This window comes from Streptomyces sp. NPDC054765 (assembly GCF_053612065.1).
Window position 1 is genome coordinate 1 of record NZ_JBSHBP010000042.1, and the last position, 20,238, is coordinate 20,238.

Here is a 20,238-nt window from a genome sequence, read left to right on the forward strand (position 1 = left end):
CCGTGGCCGTCGCCGAGTTGCACCGAGGCTCACTGGCGGGGGACGTTGCCGCCGCCGAAGCCGCACTGGACGACATCGCCGAGTCCGGTCCCGTCGTCGCCTGCGGCCACTCCTACGGCGGCGCCGTCATCAGCGGTCTCCCACCGCGGAAGGTGGCGCATCTCGTGTACCTGGCCGCGATGATGCCCGACGTCGGCGAGACCAGCTTCGGGCTGCTCGCCCAGGCACCGCCGAGCGACCTGGGCGCATGCATGATCGGTGACATCACCGGCACCACCACGATCGACCCGACCCGGGCCGGCGAGCTGTTCCACGGCCGGCTCGATACGGACCGGCAATTGCGTCACGTCACCGAGTTGGTCCCCCAGGTCATGGCAGCCGGCCACCAGGCGGCCGTGACCGCGGCCTGGCGCTCACGGCCCAGCACCTACGTCCGCTGCACCGACGACCGGGTCATCCACCCGGAACTGCAACGCCGCTTCACGCAGCGCGCCACCCACACAGTCACCTGGCACAGCGACCACGGCGCCTTCGCTTCCCACGAGTCGGACACCGTCGCCCTGCTGACCCTGCTCGCCCGGCTCTGAACCACAGCGCTCACCACCACACCGCTCGCTACGGGCACCGCACACACGACAAGAGGGAACCTTCGGCCCCGGCTCAGCGCTCCCCCATGGAGGGGAGCGAAGAACCACGGGCGGAATGGGCGACGTGCCGCTCCTCGGCAGCCGCCACCGGCTCGGCTCGATGCCATACATCAAAGACCTCGCCCCGGCCGCCTATTGATCACAACTCGATACGCGCCCTAGCTGTTCTGTCCTGGGAGGTTGTGGACGGGTGAGCGAGATCTCGGCTGAGGGATCTTGAACGGGTGAGGGCCTTCCGGGTTCGGTGTGGATTGCGACGTCTCCACCGACCAGAAAGGCCCTCGTGGTTCACCGTAATGCACCCCTGACCCAGACCGGCCGCCTGCGAGTTGCCCGTTGCGTTGTTGAGGACGGCTGGCACCTGCGCCGGGCCGCGGAGCGTTTCCAGGTCTCCCCGACGACGGCCCAGCGGTGGGCAGGCCGATACCGGGCCCTGGGCGAGGCCGGCATGAGCGACCGCTCCAGCCGCCCCCACCCCAGTCCTGGGCGGACACCGACCCGCACCGAACGCCGGATCATCAAGGTCCGCGTCCTTCGCCGGTGGGGACCGACCCGTATCGCCTACCTGCTCGGGCTGGTGCCCTCGACCGTCCACCGCGTACTCACCCGCTACGGTCTGGCCCGCCTGACCCACCTGGACCGCGCCACCGGCCGGAACATCCGCCGCTACGAACGTGACCGCCCGGGCGAACTGATGCACGTCGACATCAAGAAGCTCGGCAACACCCCCACGGCGGCGGCCACAAGACACTCGGCCGCCCAGCGGGCCGCAAGACCCGCTCAGGTGTCGGCTACAGCTATATCCACACCGCCGTCGACGACCACTCCCGCCTGGCCTACAGCGAGATCCTCACCAACGAGAAGAAGGAGACCGCCACCGGGTTCTGGACCCGGGCCCAGGAATTCTTCCTCTCCTGCGGGATCACCGTGGAACGCATCCTGACCGACAACGGCGCCTGCTACAAGTCCTACCTCTGGCGCGATGCCCTGACAGCGGCCGGGATCACCCACAAGCGAACCCGGCCCTACCGGCCCCAGACCAACGGCGAAGTCGAACGCCTCAACCGCACCCTGCTCGACGAATGGGCCTACGCAAAGCCCTACCACTCAGAACAGGAACGACGCGACGCCTACCCCGCCTGGCTCCACACCTACAATCACCACCGCGGACACACCGCCCTCAAAGGCCAACCACCCGCCAGCCGCGTCCCCAACCTCACAGGGCAATACAGGCTGGTTGGCCGCTGCGGGTCAGCCGCGCACCGCAGCCAGGCACTCGTCGTACAGGTCCATGATTTCGCCCTTGCCGTCGTTGGCGACCCACGTCGTCAATGCCGCGTCCAGGCACGCGAGCGCCGTCGCGATCACCGCGCGGGCCTTCGCGCCCTCGTTGCCGGTGGCTGCGTCCATTCGGGGCTCGATGAGCGGCAGCAGGTTCTCCTGGAACCGCAGTTGCTTTTCGAGCCAACCGGCGCGCAGCGAGGCGGTGTTGTGCAGGAGGCGGAACCGCTCCAGGGCCTGTTCTCGGCTGTCGTGCAGGGCCAGTACGGCAGCAAGTCCTGCGCGCAGGGCCTCCCAGGCACCGGCATTGGCGGGCTGTTCGCTGATCGTGTCCGCCAGGATCTGCCCGAACCGGTCCCGACTGCCGCCGAGCAGGTCCTCCTTGGTGCCGAAGTAGCGGAAGAGGGTGCGCTGGGAGACGCCGGCCTCCCGGGCGACCTGGGCGATGGTCGTCTCGTCGTAGCCCTGCTCGGTGAACAGGCGCAGCGCCGTCGCGAGGATCTCCTGGGAAGCCAGATGCCGCGTCCGGTCCCACAGTGTGGTTGGTGCGCCCGTCGCTGAGCCGGCTTGCTGCTTCATGCCGCCAGGCTAGCCCAGCGCTGTCAGGACGACAGTCATATGAAGCTTGGCAGTCACTGCCAAATTGTCGTACGCTGCCAGAATAGGGACGCGGTGCCACCCGCCAGTCACGGGCGGCGCTACTCAGCCTCCGCTCAGAAGCACGCGAAGGAGCGCATCATGCCTGCACACACAGCTTTGATCACCGGCGGAACCAGCGGCATCGGCAAGGCCACCGCCGAACTACTGCACTCCCGCGGCTATCGCGTCATGGTCACCGGCCTCGGCAGTGTCGCTGACGCCGGACTTCCCGAAGACGTCACGGTCGTCCGGGCCGACGCACGCTCCCTGCCGGACATCGACCACGCCATGGAGCAGGCGCGCCGGCAATTCGGCTCCCTCGACCTGCTCTTCCTCAACGCGGGCATCTTCCGGCCCGGCCCGATCGAGTCAACTGACGAAGCCGACTTCGACGCCCTGTTCGACGTCACCGTCAAAGGCAACTTCTTCACCCTGCAAAAGGCGCTCCCGCTCCTCAACGAGGGCGCCTCGGTCGTGTTCACCGTGGGCGCCGGCGAAGGGATCGGCCCCGCCATGACAGCCGCCAAGGGTGCTCTGCTGCCCCTCATGCGGTCCCTCGCGGTCGAACTCGCCCCCCGCCGCATCCGCGTCAACGCCGTCAGCCCAGGGCTGATCAACACCCCTGCCTACAGCAAGATGGGCGTCTCCCAGGAAATGATCGACACCTGGGCTCGGGACACCCCGCTCGGCCGCGCCGGTGCTCCTGCAGACATCGCCGAAGCCGTGGCCTTCCTCGCCTCGGACGCAGCTGGCTACATCACCGGTGACAACCTCGTCGTCTCCGGGGGCATCGGTGTTCACGCCCGCGCCTGACGAGTGAGCTGGCCCTGTCCTGGAAGGTCCACCGGGTCCGATGCTCAGGCTGCGGCCCTGGCGAGCCGACGGGCGGTGCGGCAAGCCGGCCGGCCGCCAGGCACCGGACGGAGTCCGGATCGCGCGATCAGCAGTCGCAGCAGCTGCAACAGTCACAGCAGTTGCAGCAATCACAACTGTCGCAGCAGTCGCAGTCCTGGCAGCATCCTTCGCGCTTCTTGCGCGACCACGGCCCCTCGTACTCCTCCGCACAGCAGAGCTTGCAAGTGCAGCACAGCCCGATGGCCACCGCACAGCCGGCGAGAAAGCCACGGGGCTTCTTCGGCTGGTGCGGGAACCGCGGCAGCCCGCCGTCGCCACCACCCGAGCCGCCCCCGTGGCCGCCACCCGGGCCTCCGGGGCCCATCGGACCGCCGTTGTAGGGGTTCTGTGGCCCGTTCAGGTGCTGCTGCCCGTGGGCGTACGGGCCGCCGGCCGGTGTTTGCCCGTACGGGGAGGGCTGACCGTATCCGTTCTGGTATGGGTTCCCGCCCTGGCCGTCGTACGGGTTCCCGCCCTGACCGTCGTACGGCCCCGGCGCTCCGTGTCCCTGGTGGGAGCAGGCGGCCGTACCGAAGGCGCGGTCCACCGACCGGCGCAGTTCGTGCACCAGGAGCACATGCACCAGGGCGGTGTCGGTGAACTCCGCCTCGCGCAGCGCGAGGCGGATGCCGTGCAGCGCGTCGTCGCACAGCCGGCGGGCCTGCGCGGTGGTGGCACCCGTGGCGGTGAGCGGGTTCCAGGCGCCCTCGGCGGCGTCCGCCGTACGGTCCTCCACTGCGTCGAGGAGATGGGCCAGCCGTCCGAAGAGACGGCCGGCCTCGGCCAGCGGCGCGGCGTTGCCCGGCCGGCCCGCCAGCACCGCGGTGTGGGCGAAGGCCGCGGCGGTCGCCGTCTCGGTCGGTTCGGTGATGAACGTCAGCGGTGTGCCGGGACCGGCCAACTCCTCGATGCCCAGCTGCCGGTCGACCGCGTCGACGAGTACGGCGGTGTCGAAGCCGAGGGTGGCGCCGGTGCGCGCCCCGGCCCGGTCCCATCCCGCGGCGACCTTGCGCGCCGCGGCGGCCACCGGGCGGCGGCGCAGCGCTCCGTTCCCGTCGGCGACATGGTCGCGTATCTTCGCCGAGGCGAGCACGAGGGACACCGATGCCGCGAGGCGCGCACCCTCCCCTTCTGCCACCGAAGCGGTGCGCATACCCCGCAGCGGGCAGGGGCCCGCGGTGCGGCGGCGGGCATCCACGGGGCCGCTCTGAGCGTCCGTCAGCACGGAAATGATCAGCCCGTCGTAATTCGTGACGACGCGGGCGAACTGCCCGTGATCGCCGCGCAGCGCGAGACAGAGACCGCACAGATGGGCCATCCACTCCGCCTTGAGCCCTTGCGACAGGCGATGAGTGCAGGGCCTGACAATTCCGAACATGAAACCCCCGTAAGACGTCGGCGCGGACCGGCCGGATCCGGCATGGGCCGGCAGCGGCAGGAATCGTACCGAGTGCGCTCTTGACCTGCACACATGCCCCTCGCGCGGGCCCAGGAGCGGCTGATGCGCCATCACATCGGCGGTGGCAGTCCGGGGCTTCACGGTGGACGGCATCGAGGCGGTGCCCGCCGGTGCCGCACGGGCCGGGTGGCAGCCCTCCGGGGAACTGATCCAGCCCGGCACCGCACGGCGGTGAAGGCGGCCGCTCCGCCGTGCCAGGGGAAGCTCCGGCGGAGCGGCCGCGGGGCCCGGGTCCACAGGTAGGCCGGGCCAGGCCGGGAATCGGGGAAATCCCGCGGCACACCCTTATGTACGGACCGCGCCCCGGGATGGTTCAGCCTGCTTCAGGAATTGTCGGGGCCCGGGGCTCGGACACGGGCACCGGGCGCGGGGCGCCGGTGCGTCAGATCGCCGCGGGCCCGGCCGGCCCCGCCCCTGGATGGTGGCGCAGGCGTGCGGCGAGGACGGCCACATCGTCCTCGGCGTGCAGGCCGTCGAGGTGGCGCAGGACCTCGTCGAGCACCTCCGTCACCCCCGCCCCGGCGGGCAGTTGCATCCCGGCGAGCCGGTTCAGGGAGACGTCGATGTCTTCGCCACGCCGCTCGACGAGGCCATCGGTGAACATCAGCAGGGTTTCCGCGGAAGTGAGGGTGCGGGTGACGAGTTCATAGCCCCCGGCCCCGGTGCCCAGGGGCGGGCCGACGGGGACATCGACAAGTCCGGCGACGCCCTCGCGGCTGAAGACCGCAGGAGGGAGATGACCGGCGCTGGCGAAGGCCGCGATCCCGCGAGCCGGATCAACCCGGGCCAGCAGACAGGTCGCCGGACGGCGGGCCTCGTCCCCGGCCACGGCGGCGTCGAGTTGGCGCAGGACACGGTGGGGCGGCAGATCGGTCGAGGCGACATAGCGGAGGTGGGAGCGGTAGGCATTCATGTCGACCGCCGCGTCGAGCCCGTGGCCCATGACGTCGCCCATGACGAGCAGGGTGCGCCCGTAGTGGAGCCGCACCGTCTCGAACCAGTCGCCGCCGACCAGGGCGCTGCTGCCGGACGGCAGATAGCGGGTGGCGAGCTCCAGGTTGGGGTGCGGCCGGCCGGGTTCCGCGAGGAGCGCCCGCTGCAGGTCCGTCGCCGTGCGCTGCACGACGGCATGCCGGCGGGCGTGGGCGAGCTGGACGGCGGCGAGACGTGCCAAGTACTGCGCGGTGGCGGTCTCGTGCGCGGTGAAGCTGCCGCCCGCGCGGAGGGCCAGCAGCACACCGTAGCGGCGGCCGTGCGCGAGGAGCGGCACCGACAGGGCCCCGGTGGAGCGGCCGCCCGGCAAGGTTGCCGTGGCGGTGACGGGGTGCCCCTCGGCCAGGGCCCGCAGCGCGGGTGATCCGCCCTCGGCCCCTCCCTGGCCCTCATCGGGGAACCGCGCTTCCAGCACCCTGACCAGGCCGGCCGTCGCCACGCGTCGCAGCGCCGCCGGGGAGCGCGGCACCGTCCCGGTGCTCTCGGTGAGCAGGTCCACCGCGGCGGCGTCACACAGGTGCCGGCACAGGAACCGGGAAAGCTCGGCACAGGTGGTCCGCTCGTCCAGGGTGGTGCCGATCCGCTCGGCGGCTTCTTCCACCGTGCGCAGCCGGGCCAGGGCGCCGGCCTGATCGGCGTCCCGGTCCGCTTGCGGGTCATCCTGGTTCGACACGGCCACCTCCAGGGCACTGCGGCCCGCTTCCGGCACGGCCCCGGCCATGATCCGCCGGACCGGCCCCGGGCGGCCGCACGGCCCGCCACGCCTGCGGTGCCGGTCCTCCGTGCGGCCGGGAGCCGTGGCCGTGGGTCCCGGCGGGAAGCGGCCGGCGCCCCGCCGGGCCCCCTCGGGGCGTCAGCTGAGTACGCCCATGCCCAGGAGGCCGAAGAGGAGCACACCGACGACGATCCGGTAGATCACGAAGGAGTTGAAGGAGTGCTTGGCCACGAACTTCAGCAGCCAGGAGATCGAGGCGTAGGCGACGCCGAAGGAGACGACGGTGCCGATGGCCAGCGGCGCGACCGCGGCGCCGCTGCCGATGGCGTCCTTCAGCTCGTAGATACCGGCTCCGGTGAGGGCCGGAATGCCAAGGAAGAAAGAGAGCCGGGTGGCCGCGACGCGCTCCAGGTCGAGGATGAGGGCCGTGGACATCGTCGCGCCGGAGCGGGAGAAGCCGGGGAAGAGGAGGGCGAGGATCTGGGAGCAGCCGACCCACATGGCGTCCTTGAGCGAGGTGTCGTCCTCACCGCGCTTGTGGCGGCCCATCTGGTCCGCCGCCCACATCACACCACTGCCGACGATCAGCGAGCCGGCCACCACCCAGAGGGAGGCGAGCGGGCCTTCGATCAGCGGCTTGGCGGCCAGGCCGACGACGACGATCGGGATGGTGGCGTAGATCACCCACCAGGCGAACTTGTAGTCGTGGTGGTAGCGCTCCTCGCGGTTGCGCAGCCCGCGAAACCACGCGCCCACGATGCGCACGATGTCCTTGAAGAAGTAGACCAGCGCCGCGGCGATCGCGCCGACCTGGATGACGGCGGAGAAACCGACGACGGCCGTGTCGTCGACGGGGATTCCCATCAGGCCTTCCGTGATCTTGAGATGGCCGGTGGAGGAGACCGGAAGGAATTCCGTCACCCCCTCGACGGCTCCGAGGACGACGGCTTGGCCGATGCTGATCGCGCTCATGGGATCCATTTCTGGGGATGGTGTGGGCGTGCGGCGCGGGTGCGCCGTGGTGCGGTGGGCGTCGGGATCCGCGGCCGGGCGTGCGGCAGGGGCCAGGAGGCATCGACGCCATCGGCGATGCTCCCGGGTCGGCCGGGGCGGGTCCCAGGGATGACTCCGGCGTCACCTGCACACACGTATGCCTCGGCACACAGGTCGGTGAGGCGACTGTACTGGTGATGGCACCGTCCGGCCGAAGGGAGCAGCCGCGCGGGCCGCCGCGGCACCGGCCCGGGTGGCGGAGGGCCGCCGGAATTCGGTACGGATGAAGGGGGCCCGTGACCGGCGGAGTGCCCGTGACCGGCGGCGGGCAGGGGGCGGACACCTGGGCGCCGAGCCATGTCGTCAGCCCTTCCCGTGATGGGCCGGGGTACGTCCCGCGTGCCCCGACGTCTACAGTGCCACAGACGGTCTACAACACTGTAGACGACCAGGGGGAGGAAACGTCCCATGGGCGAGGCACCGGCTCACCGCCGCTCCGCGGTCGGGCCGGCGGCGAGGGTCCACACAGCATTGTGGGCCACCGGCTCCCGCACGCTCGCACCAGGAGTACCGCCCAGCACCTTGTAGGGTCCTTCACCCGTCCCGCACCAGCCCACACGAGGAGCCAGGATGCCGCTTGCCAGGATCGTCACGGTTGCCGCCCCCGCCACCACGGAAAGAAGGACCCGGCGGCCCACCGACCACTGGGAGGCGGTGTCGTGACCCCGCTTCCCCGCCCCTCCCCCCTGCGGCACACCGGCCGGCCGCTCCCCGCCGAGCGGCCCGCCTCCGGCCGCTCCCCCGCCGGCACCCCGGACGCCCCGGACACCCCGGCATCCCCGGCCCCGGCCCCGGAGAAGCACCGCGACGCGTTCTTCGACAACGCCAAATACCTGGCGATCGTGCTGGTGGCGCTGGGCCACGCATGGGAGCCGCTCTATGCCGGCAGCCGGAGCGCGGCCGCGCTCTATATCTTTGTCTACGCGTTCCACATGCCCGCGTTCACCGTCATATCCGGCTATTTCTCCCGCAGTTTCGATATGCGGCGCGACCAGCTGCAGCGGCTGGTCACCGGCGTCGCCGTCCCGTACATCCTCTTCCAGACGGCGTACGCGCTGTTCCGGTACTGGGCCGGTGAAGCACCGGGCTTCTCGGTCGACCTGATGGACCCGTGGTTCCTCACCTGGTTCCTGGCCGCCCTGTTCATCTGGCGGCTCACCGCACCGCTGTGGCGGATCGTCCGGTGGCCGGTGCCCCTGGCCCTGGCGATCGCCCTGTCCGCTTCCGTGTCGCCGGACCTCGGCACCGACTTGGACCTGCAGCGGGTCCTGCAATTCCTGCCGTTCTTCGTCCTCGGCATGCGTCTGAAGGCAGAGCACTTCCAGCTCGTACGCCGCCGGCCGGTGCGCATGGCCGCGATACCCGTCCTGGTGGCCGCGGCGGCCTTCGCGTACTGGGCCGTGCCGCGGATGAACGACGCGTGGTTCTACCACACCGACAGCGCGCAGAATCTGGGCGTTCCGTGGTGGTGCGGTGTGCTGATGCAACTGGCCATGTTCGGCTGCTCGTTGGTCCTCACGGCCTGCTTCCTGGCCTGGGTGCCGGGCCGGCGGGCATGGTGCACCGCGCTGGGCGCCGGCACGCTCTACGGCTATCTGCTGCACGGCTTCGTCGCCAAGGCCTCCCGCTGGTGGGGCTGGTACGACGCCGGCTGGGTCCACACCCCGTGGGGCGCCATCGCCGTCACCTTCCTCGCCGCGGCCCTCGTGACGCTGCTGTGCACCCTGCCGGTCCAGCGCGCCCTGCGCTTTGCCATGGAGCCGAAGATGAACTGGGCGTTCAGATGGGAGCCCTCCCCCGGTGAGCCACGCGGCCGTACGACATGACGGCCGAGGAGGGGCGGGGCTGAATGGCGGTGACCGCTCCCCGCGTTCTGGTCGTCGAGGACGACCACGCCCCATGAGGCAGCCCCGGCACCTCCGTTGTAGCGGGGTGCCGGGGCTCCGGTGACCGGGGGCGTGCGGGCGGCGGCATCACCTCACCGCCGGCCGCGGAACGCCGTCACTCCTCCTGCAAGGCGGCCTCCCCGGCCGTCGCCACATCCCGCTTGGTGCGCGTCAGGTAGAGGACGAGCGCGAGGATGACGGCCAGGAACAGGACACTGGTGCCGACGGTGCCCAGGCCCAGCCCGCCGTCCGTGTGCGGCTGGGAGAGGTAGTCGCCCATCGAGGCACCGAGCGGCCGGGTCAGGACGTAGGCGATCCAGAACGACCAGATGGCGTTGAAGTCGAGGGTGAAGCGCGCCAGCGCCACCGCGCCGATCAGTACGGCGAAGACGACGGCGGAGAACCAGTACCCGAGGTTCAGGCGCTCGGCGGCCAGGTCGCCCGCCGAAGTACCGAGGGCGAAGGTGAAGAGGATCGCGAGCCAGTAGAACGATTCCCTGCGCCGGGTCCGGATGGTGTGGATCGACAGGGTCCGCTCGCTCAGGTACCAGGCGCCGAAGGCCAGGGCGAGGAGAACGGCGAAGACCGCCGTCGTCGTCTCCAGCGGGACTCCGAGGTTGTCGGTGAGGTTGTCGCTGATCAGCGTGCCGACGACGCTGATCAGGACCACGGACAGCCAGTACAGACCGGGGACGTAGCGGCGCGCGCGGAACTGGAAGACCAAGGTGACGACCAGCAGCGCGCTCATCAGGTACGAGGTGTTGGTCAGGCCCAGGCCGAGGTTGGCATTGAGCAGATCGGCCGCGGTCTCACCGACCGTGGTGCACAAGATCTTGATCACCCAGAAGTAGACGGTGACTTCGGGGACCTTGTTCAGCATCGGCTGCCTGTGCCGGGTGGGGGCCCCGGCGAGGTGCGTGGGTGAATCCGTTTCGGTGGTCATGATCCCGCACGCTGCCAGGGGTTACCTGAATGCATCCTGACTGTCGCGGGGGCGCACGGCCGTCACCCCGGTGCCGCCACGGGCGGCCAGGGCGTGGTCCGCCAGGCCGGCGACCAGTTTCTGCAGCACGCTGTAGGCCAGGATCGGCAGCAGCACATGCGGATGGTCGGCGAACCGGGTGGTGGCGAGGACCGCACCGGCGCTGCTGTTGTTCATCCCCGAGGTGAACGTGAGGGCGACGGTGTCCGGGTGGGCGGTCTTCAAGACGCGCGCCAGACACCAGCCGAGGACGAAGGATGCCGCGCACATGGCGGCCGCCGCCACCGTGGCAAGGACGAGCAGCGCCGGCCTGGGGTGGGCGATCAGATCGGTGAACGCGCCGGCGGCATTGAGGTAGGTCAGGGTCAGCGCGGCGGCCAGCGCGAGGAGCTTGAGCCAGGGCAGGGCCCCGGCGACGCGGCGCTCGGGCAGCGCACCGCGTACGGCCAGTCCCGCGAGGCACGGTGCCACCACGGCGGCCGCGGCGGACGCCCCGCCCGCCGGATGCGCCATACGGGCGAGCGCCAGGGAGTAGGCGCCGCTGGTCACCACGGAGGCGCCGGCCAGGGTGAGGGGGATGGTGAGCGGGCTGAGCAGGGTGGAGGACAGCACCAGCCCGACGACCAGGCTCTGGTTGCCGCCGGCCCGGCTCCCCCAGACCGTGGCGCCGCCGGCGACCGGCATCGCGGCGATCAGGGCCAGCCCGGTCAGGAGCCCGCTTCCGCCGTCGGCATCCGGCAGGAGCAGAAAGGTCCCGGCCAGCACGAGCAGGATCAGCAGGGGAAGCGCGGTGTTGGCCGCGGTGCCGGCCAGGAGTAACGCGGGGCGGCGCAGCAGCACCGTCAGCTCCCGGGCCCGTACCTGAACCGCCGCGGTGAACAGCACATAGGCCAGCAGCAGCATCTGCGGTGTCAGCGGCGCCGGGCCGCCCGGCAGCCACAGCGTGCCGCACGGCAGGTTACGTGCCCACCGGCCCGCCTGCGGCAGCAGCGCCGCGGCGCCGTAGGCGGCCGGCATCGCCCAGGCCAACTGCCGTTGCGCGCCGCCCAGCAGGCGCGCTCCCCTGCCCTGGCGGCATGAAGCGGTGGTCACTGACGGATCGTCCTCCGTGTCGTTCCTCGCGCGGGTGCGGCCGCGCCTGGCGGTGGCGGGCGGCGCGTATGGAGCACGACAGGAGGGCCGCGACGGCGGAGCGCGGCGGGCGGGCGCACGGGAGGTGCGCAGTGCGGGGTGCGGCGGCGAGCGGTGTGCGGCGGGCCATGAGGCTGCTCCCGTAGCGGTGGGCCGAATCGGAGCGACGGCGCGGTGCCGGCACCGCCGTCGAAGCCGGCAGCCAACCGTCTACATCACTGTAGACGAATGTGGCGGTCCCGCCCGCACCACGCGGTCCCGATTGCCCCGGCGAATAGCAGCGACCCCGAGTGCCCCGGCGGATAGCATCAGTACTGTGGACGTGGCTGATACATACGGTGGTGGCTTACCTTTGGGCCCGGTCCAAATGCGCGACATGACGTGATCGGAAGTGCCTGCGAGATGGCCAGCAGCCCTATGAGCCCAGGCCCCCCGGACCCGGCAGAGGCACCGATCATGGATTCAGCTGCGGCGGCATCGCCACCCCCGACCGGGATCAGCCTGCGCCAGCTGCTGATGTCACTGGGCGAGCCCCTGGTGGAACTGCACGCCGCGCCCGCCGGGCTGGACGTCGAAATCCGCAGCGTCGCCCTGCTGGACCCGGAGGACCCCCCGATCACCCACCCCGGCGAGCTGGTCCTCGCCATAGGCGCACGGGGCCGCGCCGCATTCCCCGCGCTACGGGCCGGCGGGCGCGACGGTGCCGCCGCCATCGCGGTCAAACTGGACACCCCGGCACAGGCCGCGGCGCTCAGCGCGACCGCCGTCGAGGCCGGCATCGCCCTGCTGTCCGTGCGGAGCGAGGCACGCTGGGAGCAGGTGGACGCGCTGGCCCGCACGGCGCTGGAGAGCGTGCCGCAGGGGCCGCCGGGCGAGGCGCCCGAGGAGGGCGACCTCTTCTCGCTCGCCCAGACCACCGCCATCCTCACCGGTGGCATCGTCAGCATCGAGGACACCGCCAACCGCGTGCTGGCCTACTCCCGTTCCACCGACTCCGACGAGGTCGACGATCTGCGGCGGCTGTCCATCCTCGGCTGGCAGGGCCCGGAGGCGTATCTGACGCGGCTGCGGAAGTGGGGCGTGTTCCAACGGCTGCGCGCCTCCGACGAGGTGATCCGCATCGACAGTCACCCGGAGCTGGGCATCCGCCGCCGGCTCGCGGTCGCCATCCGGTCCGGCGAACGGCAGCTGGGCACCATCTGGGTGCAGGAGGGCTCGACGCCGCTGACCGAGCAGTCGGACCAGGCGCTGCTGGGCGCGGCCCGGGTCGCCGCGCTGCACCTCGTACGCCGCCGCCGCGAGCTCTCCGCGGATCTGACGCTGACCCGTACGCTGGCCGCCGGGCTGATGGAGGGCAGCACCGGTCCCCAGCCGCTGGCGAGCCATCTGGCCCTGGACGCGGCCCGCCCGGCCGCTGTCCTGGGCTTCTCGTACGGCACCGTCGAGGCCGCCCTGCCGGAGCTGACCCGCGCCGAGCTCAGCAATCTGATCTCGGTGCACACCGCCGCCCGGCACCGCAGCGCCCTGGTCACCCAGGTCGATTCGCGGATCTATGTGCTGCTGCCGCAGCTGCCGCGCAGTATCGACAGCGGCACGCTGCGCGGCTGGGGGCAGGCGATCACCGAAGCCGCCCGCCGGCATCTGGGCCTGTCGTTGCGCGGTTCCGTCGGCTGCATCGTGCCGGGGCTCGGGGAGGTCCCCGAATCGCGCCGGGAGGCGGACCGGATCCTCGACGCCATGGTGAGCGTCGGCGTCACCACCACGGTCGCCGCGCTGCCGGACATCCAGGCGGAGGTGCTCGTCAGCGAGGTGCTGACGCTGCTGTCCGCCCACCCCGAGATGCGCGACCCCCGGCTGACCGCCCTGGTCACCCACGACAGCCGGAGCCAGGGGCAGTTGGCCGAGTCCGTCCTCGCCTATCTGAACGCCTTCGGCGATGTACGGGCCGCCGCCACCGAGCTGCATGTGCACCCCAACACACTGCGCTACCGGATCCGCAGGGCCGAGGAGTTGACCGGCCTCGACCTCGGCCGTCCGGATCAGCGGCTGCTGGCCATGCTCCAGCTGCGGCTGCCGCCCACGACCTGATCCGGGGCCCGGCGCAGCGCAGCGCCAAAAGGCCCGGCCGCCGTCCTCGTCCGAGGGCGCACGGGGCTCTGCGCCGTCTCCCCCGTCGAGCCGGCGCCCGTGCTGCCCGGTCCGTGCGGTCCGCGCGGACCGCACGGACCGCACGGACCGCACGGACCGCCGTTGCCCCACGATGCTCCTAAACTGGGCGATATTGCTCCATTGAGCTGACGGGCTGGCGATGATGACCTCGGAAAATGCCCTGCCGGGCGGGTCGGGCCGAGCATGGGACATGGCGAAGGCGGCCACGGCCGAGCTGGACGGACAGGGGCTGGTCGTGGCCTGGACCCGGGCGGCGGAGCGGCTGCTCGGCTATCCCGCCGGGGAGGTCCTCCGCCGGCCCGCGGCGAAGCTGCTGGCGATACCCGGCGACGAGGAGCGGGTGGCCGCGGTGGCCCGGTGGTGCCGGGCGGGCGACGGCTGGGGCGGATCGGTGGCGGCGCGCCACCGGGACGGCCGCGATCTGCAGCTGGCGGTGCAGGTCACGCCCCTGCTCGACGACGCCGGCCACGAACGGTGGTCCGTCCTCGCCCTGGAGGAGTGGCGGCTGCCCGGCGGCGGCGTGAACCAGCTGATGCTCGAACCGTTCCTGGCGCACGCGCCGGTCGGCATGGCGGTGCTGGACACGGGTCTGCGGTACGTCTGGGTGAACGACGTACTGGAGCGCCTGATCCCCCTCGACCGGCGGCTGGGGAGACGGGTGGCGGAGGTGTTGCCGAAGCTGGAGGCCCAGGCGTTCGAGGAGCGGATGCAGCGGGTCCTGAAGAACGGTGCGCCGGTGATGGACTACGAATTCCGCAGCCCCACCTATGCGGACCCCCACCAGGAGCGCGCCTACTCGGCGTCCTTCTTCGGGCTGGAGGACCCCCAGGGCCGGCGCATCGGCCTGTGGTACATGGTCATCGACGTCACCGAACGCTGGCGGGCCCAGGAACGCCTGGCCCTGCTGAACGACGCCAGCGTGCGGATCGGCAGCACGCTGGATGTCACCCGCACCGCACAGGAACTGGCCGATGTCGCGGTGCCGGCGCTCGCCGACTTCGTCGCCGTCGACCTGCTGGATTCGGTTCTGAGGGGCGCGGAGCCGGTCCCCGGGCCGGTCGACAGCACCCCCACCATGCGCCGCTCCGGTCAGCAGTCGGTCCACGAGGGCTGCCCGGAGGCCGGCCTGGCCGTGGGAGAGGCCGTCCAGCGTTCCCCGTCATCACCCGTCGCCCGCTGTCTGCTCGACGGCGAGTCCCTGGTGGAGCCGGTGCTGGACCTCGCCACCAGCTCCTGGGTCACCGAGGACCCGGTCCGGGCCGCCGTGATCCGCGCATTCGGATTCCGTTCGGTGATGGTGGCACCGGTACAGGCCCGGGGCATCACCCTGGGCGCGGCCACCTTCTTCCGCTCCCGCCGTCTGGGGCCCTTCGTGGCGGACGATGTCCGGCTCGCCGAGGAACTGGTCGCCCGTGCCGCGGTGTGCGTCGACAATGCGCGCCGTTTCACCCGCGAGCGCACCGCGGCCCGGGTGATGCAGCAGAACCTGCTGCCGCACGAGCTGACCGGCGGGTCCGCGCTGGAGGTGGCGTCGTGGTACTTCCCGGCGGATGCCCCGAGCGGGGTGGGCGGCGACTGGTTCGATGTGATTCCGCTGTCCGGGGCGCGGGTCGCCCTGGTCGTCGGGGATGTGGTCGGACACGGCATCAACGCCGCGGCCACCATGGGGCGGCTGCGTACCGCCGTCCGCACGCTGGCCAACCTGGATCTGCCGCCCGATGAGCTGCTGGCCCGCCTGGACGACCTGGTCATCGGCCTGGTGAAGACGCACGGCAGCGATCCGGCGACGGACGTCGGGAACCCGAGCGTGGCCTCGACGTTCATGGGCGCCACCTGTCTGTACGCCGTGTACGACCCGGTCAGCAGGCGGTGCAGCCTGGCGCGGGCGAGTCACCTGCCACCGCTGATCGTCGCTCCCGACGGCGCCGTGGACTGCCCCGACCTGCCCGCCGGTCCGCCGCTCGGCCTGGGCACGCTGCCCTTTGAATCCGTCGAACTGGAACTGGCCGAGGGCAGTCTGATCGCGCTCTACACCAACGGGCTGATCGAGACCTGTGACCGGGACATCGGCGTCGGGCTGTCCCGGCTGAGCAACGCCCTCGCGGTGCCCGGACAGACGCTCAAGGACATCGGCGGGAATGTGGTCAAGGCGCTGATGACCGGGCCGCCGTCCGACGACGCCGCGCTGCTCCTCGCCCGGACGCACGCCCTGGACGCGCACCAGGTCGCCTCCTGGGACCTGCCCGCCGACCCGGCCGTGGTCGGCAACGCCCGTGCGCTGGCCGGCCGGCAGCTGTCGGCGTGGGGCATGGACGAGCTGCTGTTCACCACAGAGCTGATCGTCAGCGAACTGGTCACCAACGCCATCCGGCACGGCACCGGACCGATCACCCTGCGTCTGATCCGGCAGGACGCCCTGATCTGCGAGGTCTCCGACGCCAGCAGCACATCGCCGCGGCTGCGGCACGCCCGGACCACCGACGAGGGCGGGCGCGGGCTGTTCATCGTCGCGCAGCTGACCCAGCGGTGGGGCACCCGCTACACCCCGACCGGAAAGATCATCTGGACCGAGCTGAGCGGGCCGGCCGAGAGCGGCTCCGCCGGCGGGGCGGACTGAGCCGGGTGGTACGAGAACCGCCCGGGGCGCCGTCGGGGGCGCCGTCGGGGGCGCCGTCGGGGGCGCCGTCGGGGGCGCCGCGCCAGACCTGCCGGCTGCGCCCGCTGCCTTGCGGTGCGCGCCGCCGCGCACCGTGCTCACCCCGCCCCGGACACACTCCGGACGTGGTCGCCCTCGCTCCCGCCGGGCAGGTGTCCGCAGTCGTCCCCGGCCGCGACGGGCCGCCGGACGAGACCGCGTCCCGGCAGATCGACGTAGTCGCAGCCGGCATCGGCCACGACCCGCCGGGGCGACGTCCCGGAAGGGCAGTCCGTCAGATGGGCGGTCACATAGGCCGCGCTGGTCCGGGTGATGTCGCGGGTCAGCCCCAGCGGAAGCAGCGCACGGGTCTCGGCGATCGCTTCGTCCTCACCGGCCCGCAGCACCACCCGGACGTCCGGCGCCACACCATGGGCGGCGACCGCGACGGCGATGTTGTCCAGTTCACGGGAGCCGACGGCAGCGAGCGCCCGCGCCCGGCGAAGTCCGAGCCTCGCGAGCACCGCACGGTCCTCGCCGTGCGCCAGCACCACGGGGATGCCCATCGACCGCGCGAGGCGCAGATTCGGGGCGGTGGGCTCCCGCTCCACGCCGACGACCGGGACCCCCAGCTGACGCAGCGTCTGGCACAGCCGCAGCCCCACCTGCCCCAGCCCCACCACGATGACATGACCGGCACGGGGAAGCACCCGCGGCCCCAGGACGCCGACCAGCCGGGGGCCGAACAGCCGGTCGACGATGCCCGCGGTCAGCAGCGCGGTGAATCCCACCGTCACCAACATCGCCACCGCTGAGGCGACTTCATACCCGGGATGGCCGGGGTGCGGCACGGCCGGGCCCACTCCGGCGACGACCCGGGCGGCTTCCAGGAAGGCCGTGCTGACCGGCTCGTGGAACACTGCGGCCAACCACACCCAGTCCAGGGCCAGTACGGCCACGATGCCCAGCAGCCCGATGAGCAGCAGGCGGGCGTCCGCGTCGTGCGGCTGCAACTGCCCCCGCAGCCGCCCCAGCAGTGCGCGCCGCCGGGCGCCCGCACTCGCCCGCCACGTCGTCTCCTCCAGCCGTTCCCCCGGCTGTTCCCCCGGCCGCCGGACCGCCACCGCGCCGTGCCCGTCGTCCCATACGGCCAGCGCGTCGGGGTCCACACACAGGCCTGCCAGCGTCGGGGCGAGGAGGTCGGCGGGTGAGACGGGCACGCAGTGCCGCAGCAGCAGCCCCAGCTGCTGGGCCACGGTGCGGTCGAAGACGGTGACGACGATCCGCACGGTGTCGCAGACATGGCGTACCGCGAGGGCATGGCGCAGGGCGGACGGATCGTCGCCGACCAGGACGGCCACACCGGCCGGCCGCGCGGCGAGGGCCCGGCGCAGGTCCTGGTCGTCGGGTGCGGCGAGATGGGTGACCGGGTGCCCGCTCTGCGCCAGGGAGGCACATACCCGGCGGGCCAGCGTCGTCGCCCCGATCACCAGGGTTCCGGCCTCCTGGCGCATCGGGCCCATGGCCGGATTCACCCCGGTCGCTTCGGCGTCGCCGGCCGGTCGCCCCGGCGGATCCGCCGCCGGCGCGTCACCGCAGGCTTCACCCGCTGTTACCTCCCGCGACCCGCTGCCGTCGCTCACGACTGGTGGTGTGGAGGGCGGAGCGGGGCGCGGGACGGTGGGTGTCTGTCGGGCGGAGGGAGGCGTGGCCATGGAGTTCCCTTGCTCGTCGGCCGGCGAAAGGGCCCAACTCACGCTAGGGCGCACACGGTCCGGGGCATCTGTGCCGGCGGCCAAGGGTTGGCCGGCGACGTTGTCCGACCGCACCAGCAGCCTGCCCGCCGCCCGCCGGAACGGTCCCGGGTAGCCATCGCCGGACCCCCCGCCACCTCGCCTTCCCCGGAACGCGAGCCCTTTTTCCGCCCTTCTTCATTAGCCGGTCTTACAGCTCTCGTGGCGGAATTTGTCCTCTCTCACAAATACGCCGCCGCGCACCGCCACATACGCTTACGCAAATCCCAATCCGGACGTGATGCGGCTCACCTCCCACAAGGAGTGCAGGCCACAGCATGGAGGGGCGATCAACGCTCCCTCACCCGTGCAAGGCATCCGAAGGCAACGGCCCGCTCGCCGCGCCTTCGCACTTCGTCAGGGCCATGACCGCCGCCTGCCGGCACCCGGCCCTGACGTACGTCCGGCAACCGAGGCGATCCCAGCGGTCACCACGTGTATGACCCCTCCAACCCGCAATGGATGTCGAGATGACTACACCTCCCCCCAGCCCCGTAGCCGCTCCGCCCGCTCCGCCCGGGAACGGTCAGGCTCCGGCGCAGTCAGGGCTGCAGTCGGGCCTCAAGAACCGCCATCTGTCCATGATCGCCGTGGGTGGGGTCATCGGCGCCGGTCTCTTCGTGGGCTCCGGCTCCGGCATCGCCGCGGCCGGCCCCGGCATCCTGCTGTCGTACGCCCTGGTGGGCGCGCTGGTCGTCTTCGTGATGCGGATGCTCGGTGAGATGGCGGCGGCCAACCCGACCTCCGGCTCGTTCTCCGCCTACGCGGACCGGGCGCTCGGCCGCTGGGCCGGATTCTCCATCGGCTGGCTGTACTGGTTCTTCTGGGTCGTGGTGCTCGCCGTGGAGGCGACCGCCGGTGCGGCGATCCTCACCAGCTGGGTCCCGGCCGTCCCGCAGTGGGCCTGGGCGCTGATCGTGATGGTCTTCCTCACCGCCACCAACCTCATCTCGGTCGCCTCGTTCGGCGAGTTCGAGTTCTGGTTCGCCGGCATCAAGGTCGTCGCCATCGTGGCCTTCATCGCCCTCGGCGGGATGGCGATCTTCGGTGTGCTGCCCGGCTCCCACAACGCGGCGACCGGCTTCAGCAACCTCACCTCGCACGGCGGCTTCCTGCCGCACGGGCCCAGCGCGATCCTCACCGGTGTGCTGATGGTCGTCTTCTCCTTCATGGGCAGCGAGATCGTCACCCTCGCCGCCGGTGAGTCCGAGAACCCGCAGCGCGCGGTCACCAAGGCCACCAAGAGCGTGATCTGGCGGGTCGGCATCTTCTACCTCGGCTCGATCCTCGTCGTGGTCTCCCTCCTGCCCTGGAACGACCCCTCGATCACCAAGAAGGGCTCGTACGTCGCGGCCCTCGACTCCATCGGCATCCCGCACGCCGGCCAGGTCATGAACGTCATCGTGCTGACCGCCGTGCTCTCCTGTCTGAACTCCGGCCTCTACACCGCCTCCCGGATGGCCTTCTCCCTCGGCCAGCGCGGCGACGCCCCGAAGGCCTTCGCCCGGACGAACTCCCGTGGCGTCCCGCAGACCGCGATCCTGGCCTCGGTCCTCTTCGGCTTCATCGCGGTCGGCTTCAACTACCTGTGGCCGGACACGGTCTTCCAGTTCCTGCTGAACTCCTCGGGTGCGGTCGCGCTCTTCGTCTGGCTGGCCATCTGCTTCTCGCAGCTGCGGATGCGCGGGATCATCCTGCGTGAGAACCCCGACAAGCTCATCGTCCGGATGTGGCTCTTCCCCTACCTGACCTGGACGACGATCGCGATGATCTCGTTCGTCCTGGTCTACATGCTCACCGACGACAGCCCCGGCGGCGGCCGGATCCAGGTGCTGCTGTCGGTGCTCCTGGCCGTGCTGGTGGTCGGGGTTGCCCTGGTCCGCGACCGGCTCCGCCGCGGCGCCGCCGAGAAGGCGGCCGTCACCTCCCGCTAGCCGGAGGGTCTGCCGCACGTCCCCCGA

13 protein-coding genes and 1 pseudogene are annotated in these 20,238 nt (G+C 71.6%); 7 read left to right on the top strand and 7 right to left on the bottom strand.

Annotated features, from left to right (window positions below; translation table 11 throughout):
- A partial coding sequence (locus ACWGJY_RS24530; RefSeq protein WP_453262986.1) for an alpha/beta hydrolase occupies positions 1-587 on the top strand: 587 nt, incomplete at its 5' end.
- Between the two features lie 343 nt (positions 588-930).
- Positions 931-1,877, top strand: a pseudogene (locus ACWGJY_RS24535) (IS481 family transposase); the annotation flags it as partial.
- A gap of 21 nt (positions 1,878-1,898) precedes the next feature.
- Here the strand turns inward: ACWGJY_RS24535 and ACWGJY_RS24540 are convergent.
- Positions 1,899-2,507, bottom strand: a complete 609-nt coding sequence (locus ACWGJY_RS24540; protein WP_453262987.1) for a TetR/AcrR family transcriptional regulator — start codon at positions 2,505-2,507, stop codon at positions 1,899-1,901.
- A 159-nt stretch (positions 2,508-2,666) separates the two neighbouring features.
- Between ACWGJY_RS24540 and ACWGJY_RS24545 the strand changes: the two genes are divergently transcribed.
- A complete protein-coding gene (locus ACWGJY_RS24545; protein WP_453262988.1) occupies positions 2,667-3,380 on the top strand; it encodes an SDR family NAD(P)-dependent oxidoreductase in 714 nt (237 codons plus the stop codon).
- A gap of 127 nt (positions 3,381-3,507) precedes the next feature.
- On the opposite strand, the gene ACWGJY_RS24550 is transcribed toward ACWGJY_RS24545, so the two are convergent.
- The 3 genes from ACWGJY_RS24550 to ACWGJY_RS24560 all read right to left on the bottom strand — a co-directional run bounded on the left by ACWGJY_RS24550 (position 3,508) and on the right by ACWGJY_RS24560 (position 7,600).
- Complete coding sequence (locus ACWGJY_RS24550; RefSeq protein ID WP_453262989.1) at positions 3,508-4,839, bottom strand: DUF5685 family protein; 1,332 nt, start codon at positions 4,837-4,839, stop codon at positions 3,508-3,510.
- A gap of 463 nt (positions 4,840-5,302) precedes the next feature.
- Positions 5,303-6,586 carry a PP2C family protein-serine/threonine phosphatase gene (locus tag ACWGJY_RS24555; RefSeq protein WP_453262990.1) on the bottom strand — a complete coding sequence of 428 codons (1,284 nt, stop codon included), beginning with the start codon at positions 6,584-6,586 and terminating at the stop codon, positions 5,303-5,305.
- A gap of 180 nt (positions 6,587-6,766) precedes the next feature.
- Positions 6,767-7,600 (bottom strand): undecaprenyl-diphosphate phosphatase, encoded by an 834-nt coding sequence (locus tag ACWGJY_RS24560; protein ID WP_453262991.1) that lies wholly within the window; start codon positions 7,598-7,600, stop codon positions 6,767-6,769.
- A gap of 740 nt (positions 7,601-8,340) precedes the next feature.
- Here ACWGJY_RS24560 and ACWGJY_RS24565 point away from each other — a divergent pair.
- Entirely contained in the window at positions 8,341-9,507 is a 1,167-nt protein-coding gene (locus tag ACWGJY_RS24565; RefSeq protein ID WP_453262992.1) for an acyltransferase family protein, read from the top strand.
- 175 nt (positions 9,508-9,682) lie between these two features.
- Here the strand turns inward: ACWGJY_RS24565 and ACWGJY_RS24570 are convergent, their stop codons facing one another.
- Complete coding sequence (locus ACWGJY_RS24570; protein WP_453262993.1) at positions 9,683-10,510, bottom strand: COG4705 family protein; 828 nt, start codon at positions 10,508-10,510, stop codon at positions 9,683-9,685.
- A gap of 21 nt (positions 10,511-10,531) precedes the next feature.
- On the bottom strand, positions 10,532-11,641 hold the full coding sequence (locus ACWGJY_RS24575; protein WP_453262994.1) for a bile acid:sodium symporter: 1,110 nt from the start codon (positions 11,639-11,641) through the stop codon (positions 10,532-10,534).
- Between the two features lie 495 nt (positions 11,642-12,136).
- Between ACWGJY_RS24575 and ACWGJY_RS24580 the strand changes: the two genes are divergently transcribed.
- Both ACWGJY_RS24580 and ACWGJY_RS24585 read left to right on the top strand, forming a co-directional pair.
- The gene (locus tag ACWGJY_RS24580) at positions 12,137-13,768 is read left to right on the top strand and encodes a helix-turn-helix domain-containing protein (RefSeq protein WP_453262995.1); all 1,632 of its coding nucleotides are present in this window, start codon (positions 12,137-12,139) and stop codon (positions 13,766-13,768) included.
- A 220-nt stretch (positions 13,769-13,988) separates the two neighbouring features.
- Complete coding sequence (locus tag ACWGJY_RS24585) at positions 13,989-16,466, top strand: SpoIIE family protein phosphatase (RefSeq protein ID WP_453262996.1); 2,478 nt, start codon at positions 13,989-13,991, stop codon at positions 16,464-16,466.
- A 137-nt stretch (positions 16,467-16,603) separates the two neighbouring features.
- On the opposite strand, the gene ACWGJY_RS24590 is transcribed toward ACWGJY_RS24585, so the two are convergent.
- Complete coding sequence (locus tag ACWGJY_RS24590; protein WP_453262997.1) at positions 16,604-18,007, bottom strand: NAD-binding protein; 1,404 nt, start codon at positions 18,005-18,007, stop codon at positions 16,604-16,606.
- A gap of 740 nt (positions 18,008-18,747) precedes the next feature.
- Between ACWGJY_RS24590 and ACWGJY_RS24595 the strand changes: the two genes are divergently transcribed.
- Positions 18,748-20,211 carry an amino acid permease gene (locus ACWGJY_RS24595; RefSeq protein WP_453262998.1) on the top strand — a complete coding sequence of 488 codons (1,464 nt, stop codon included), beginning with the start codon at positions 18,748-18,750 and terminating at the stop codon, positions 20,209-20,211.
- The last annotated feature ends 27 nt before the right edge of the window (positions 20,212-20,238 follow it).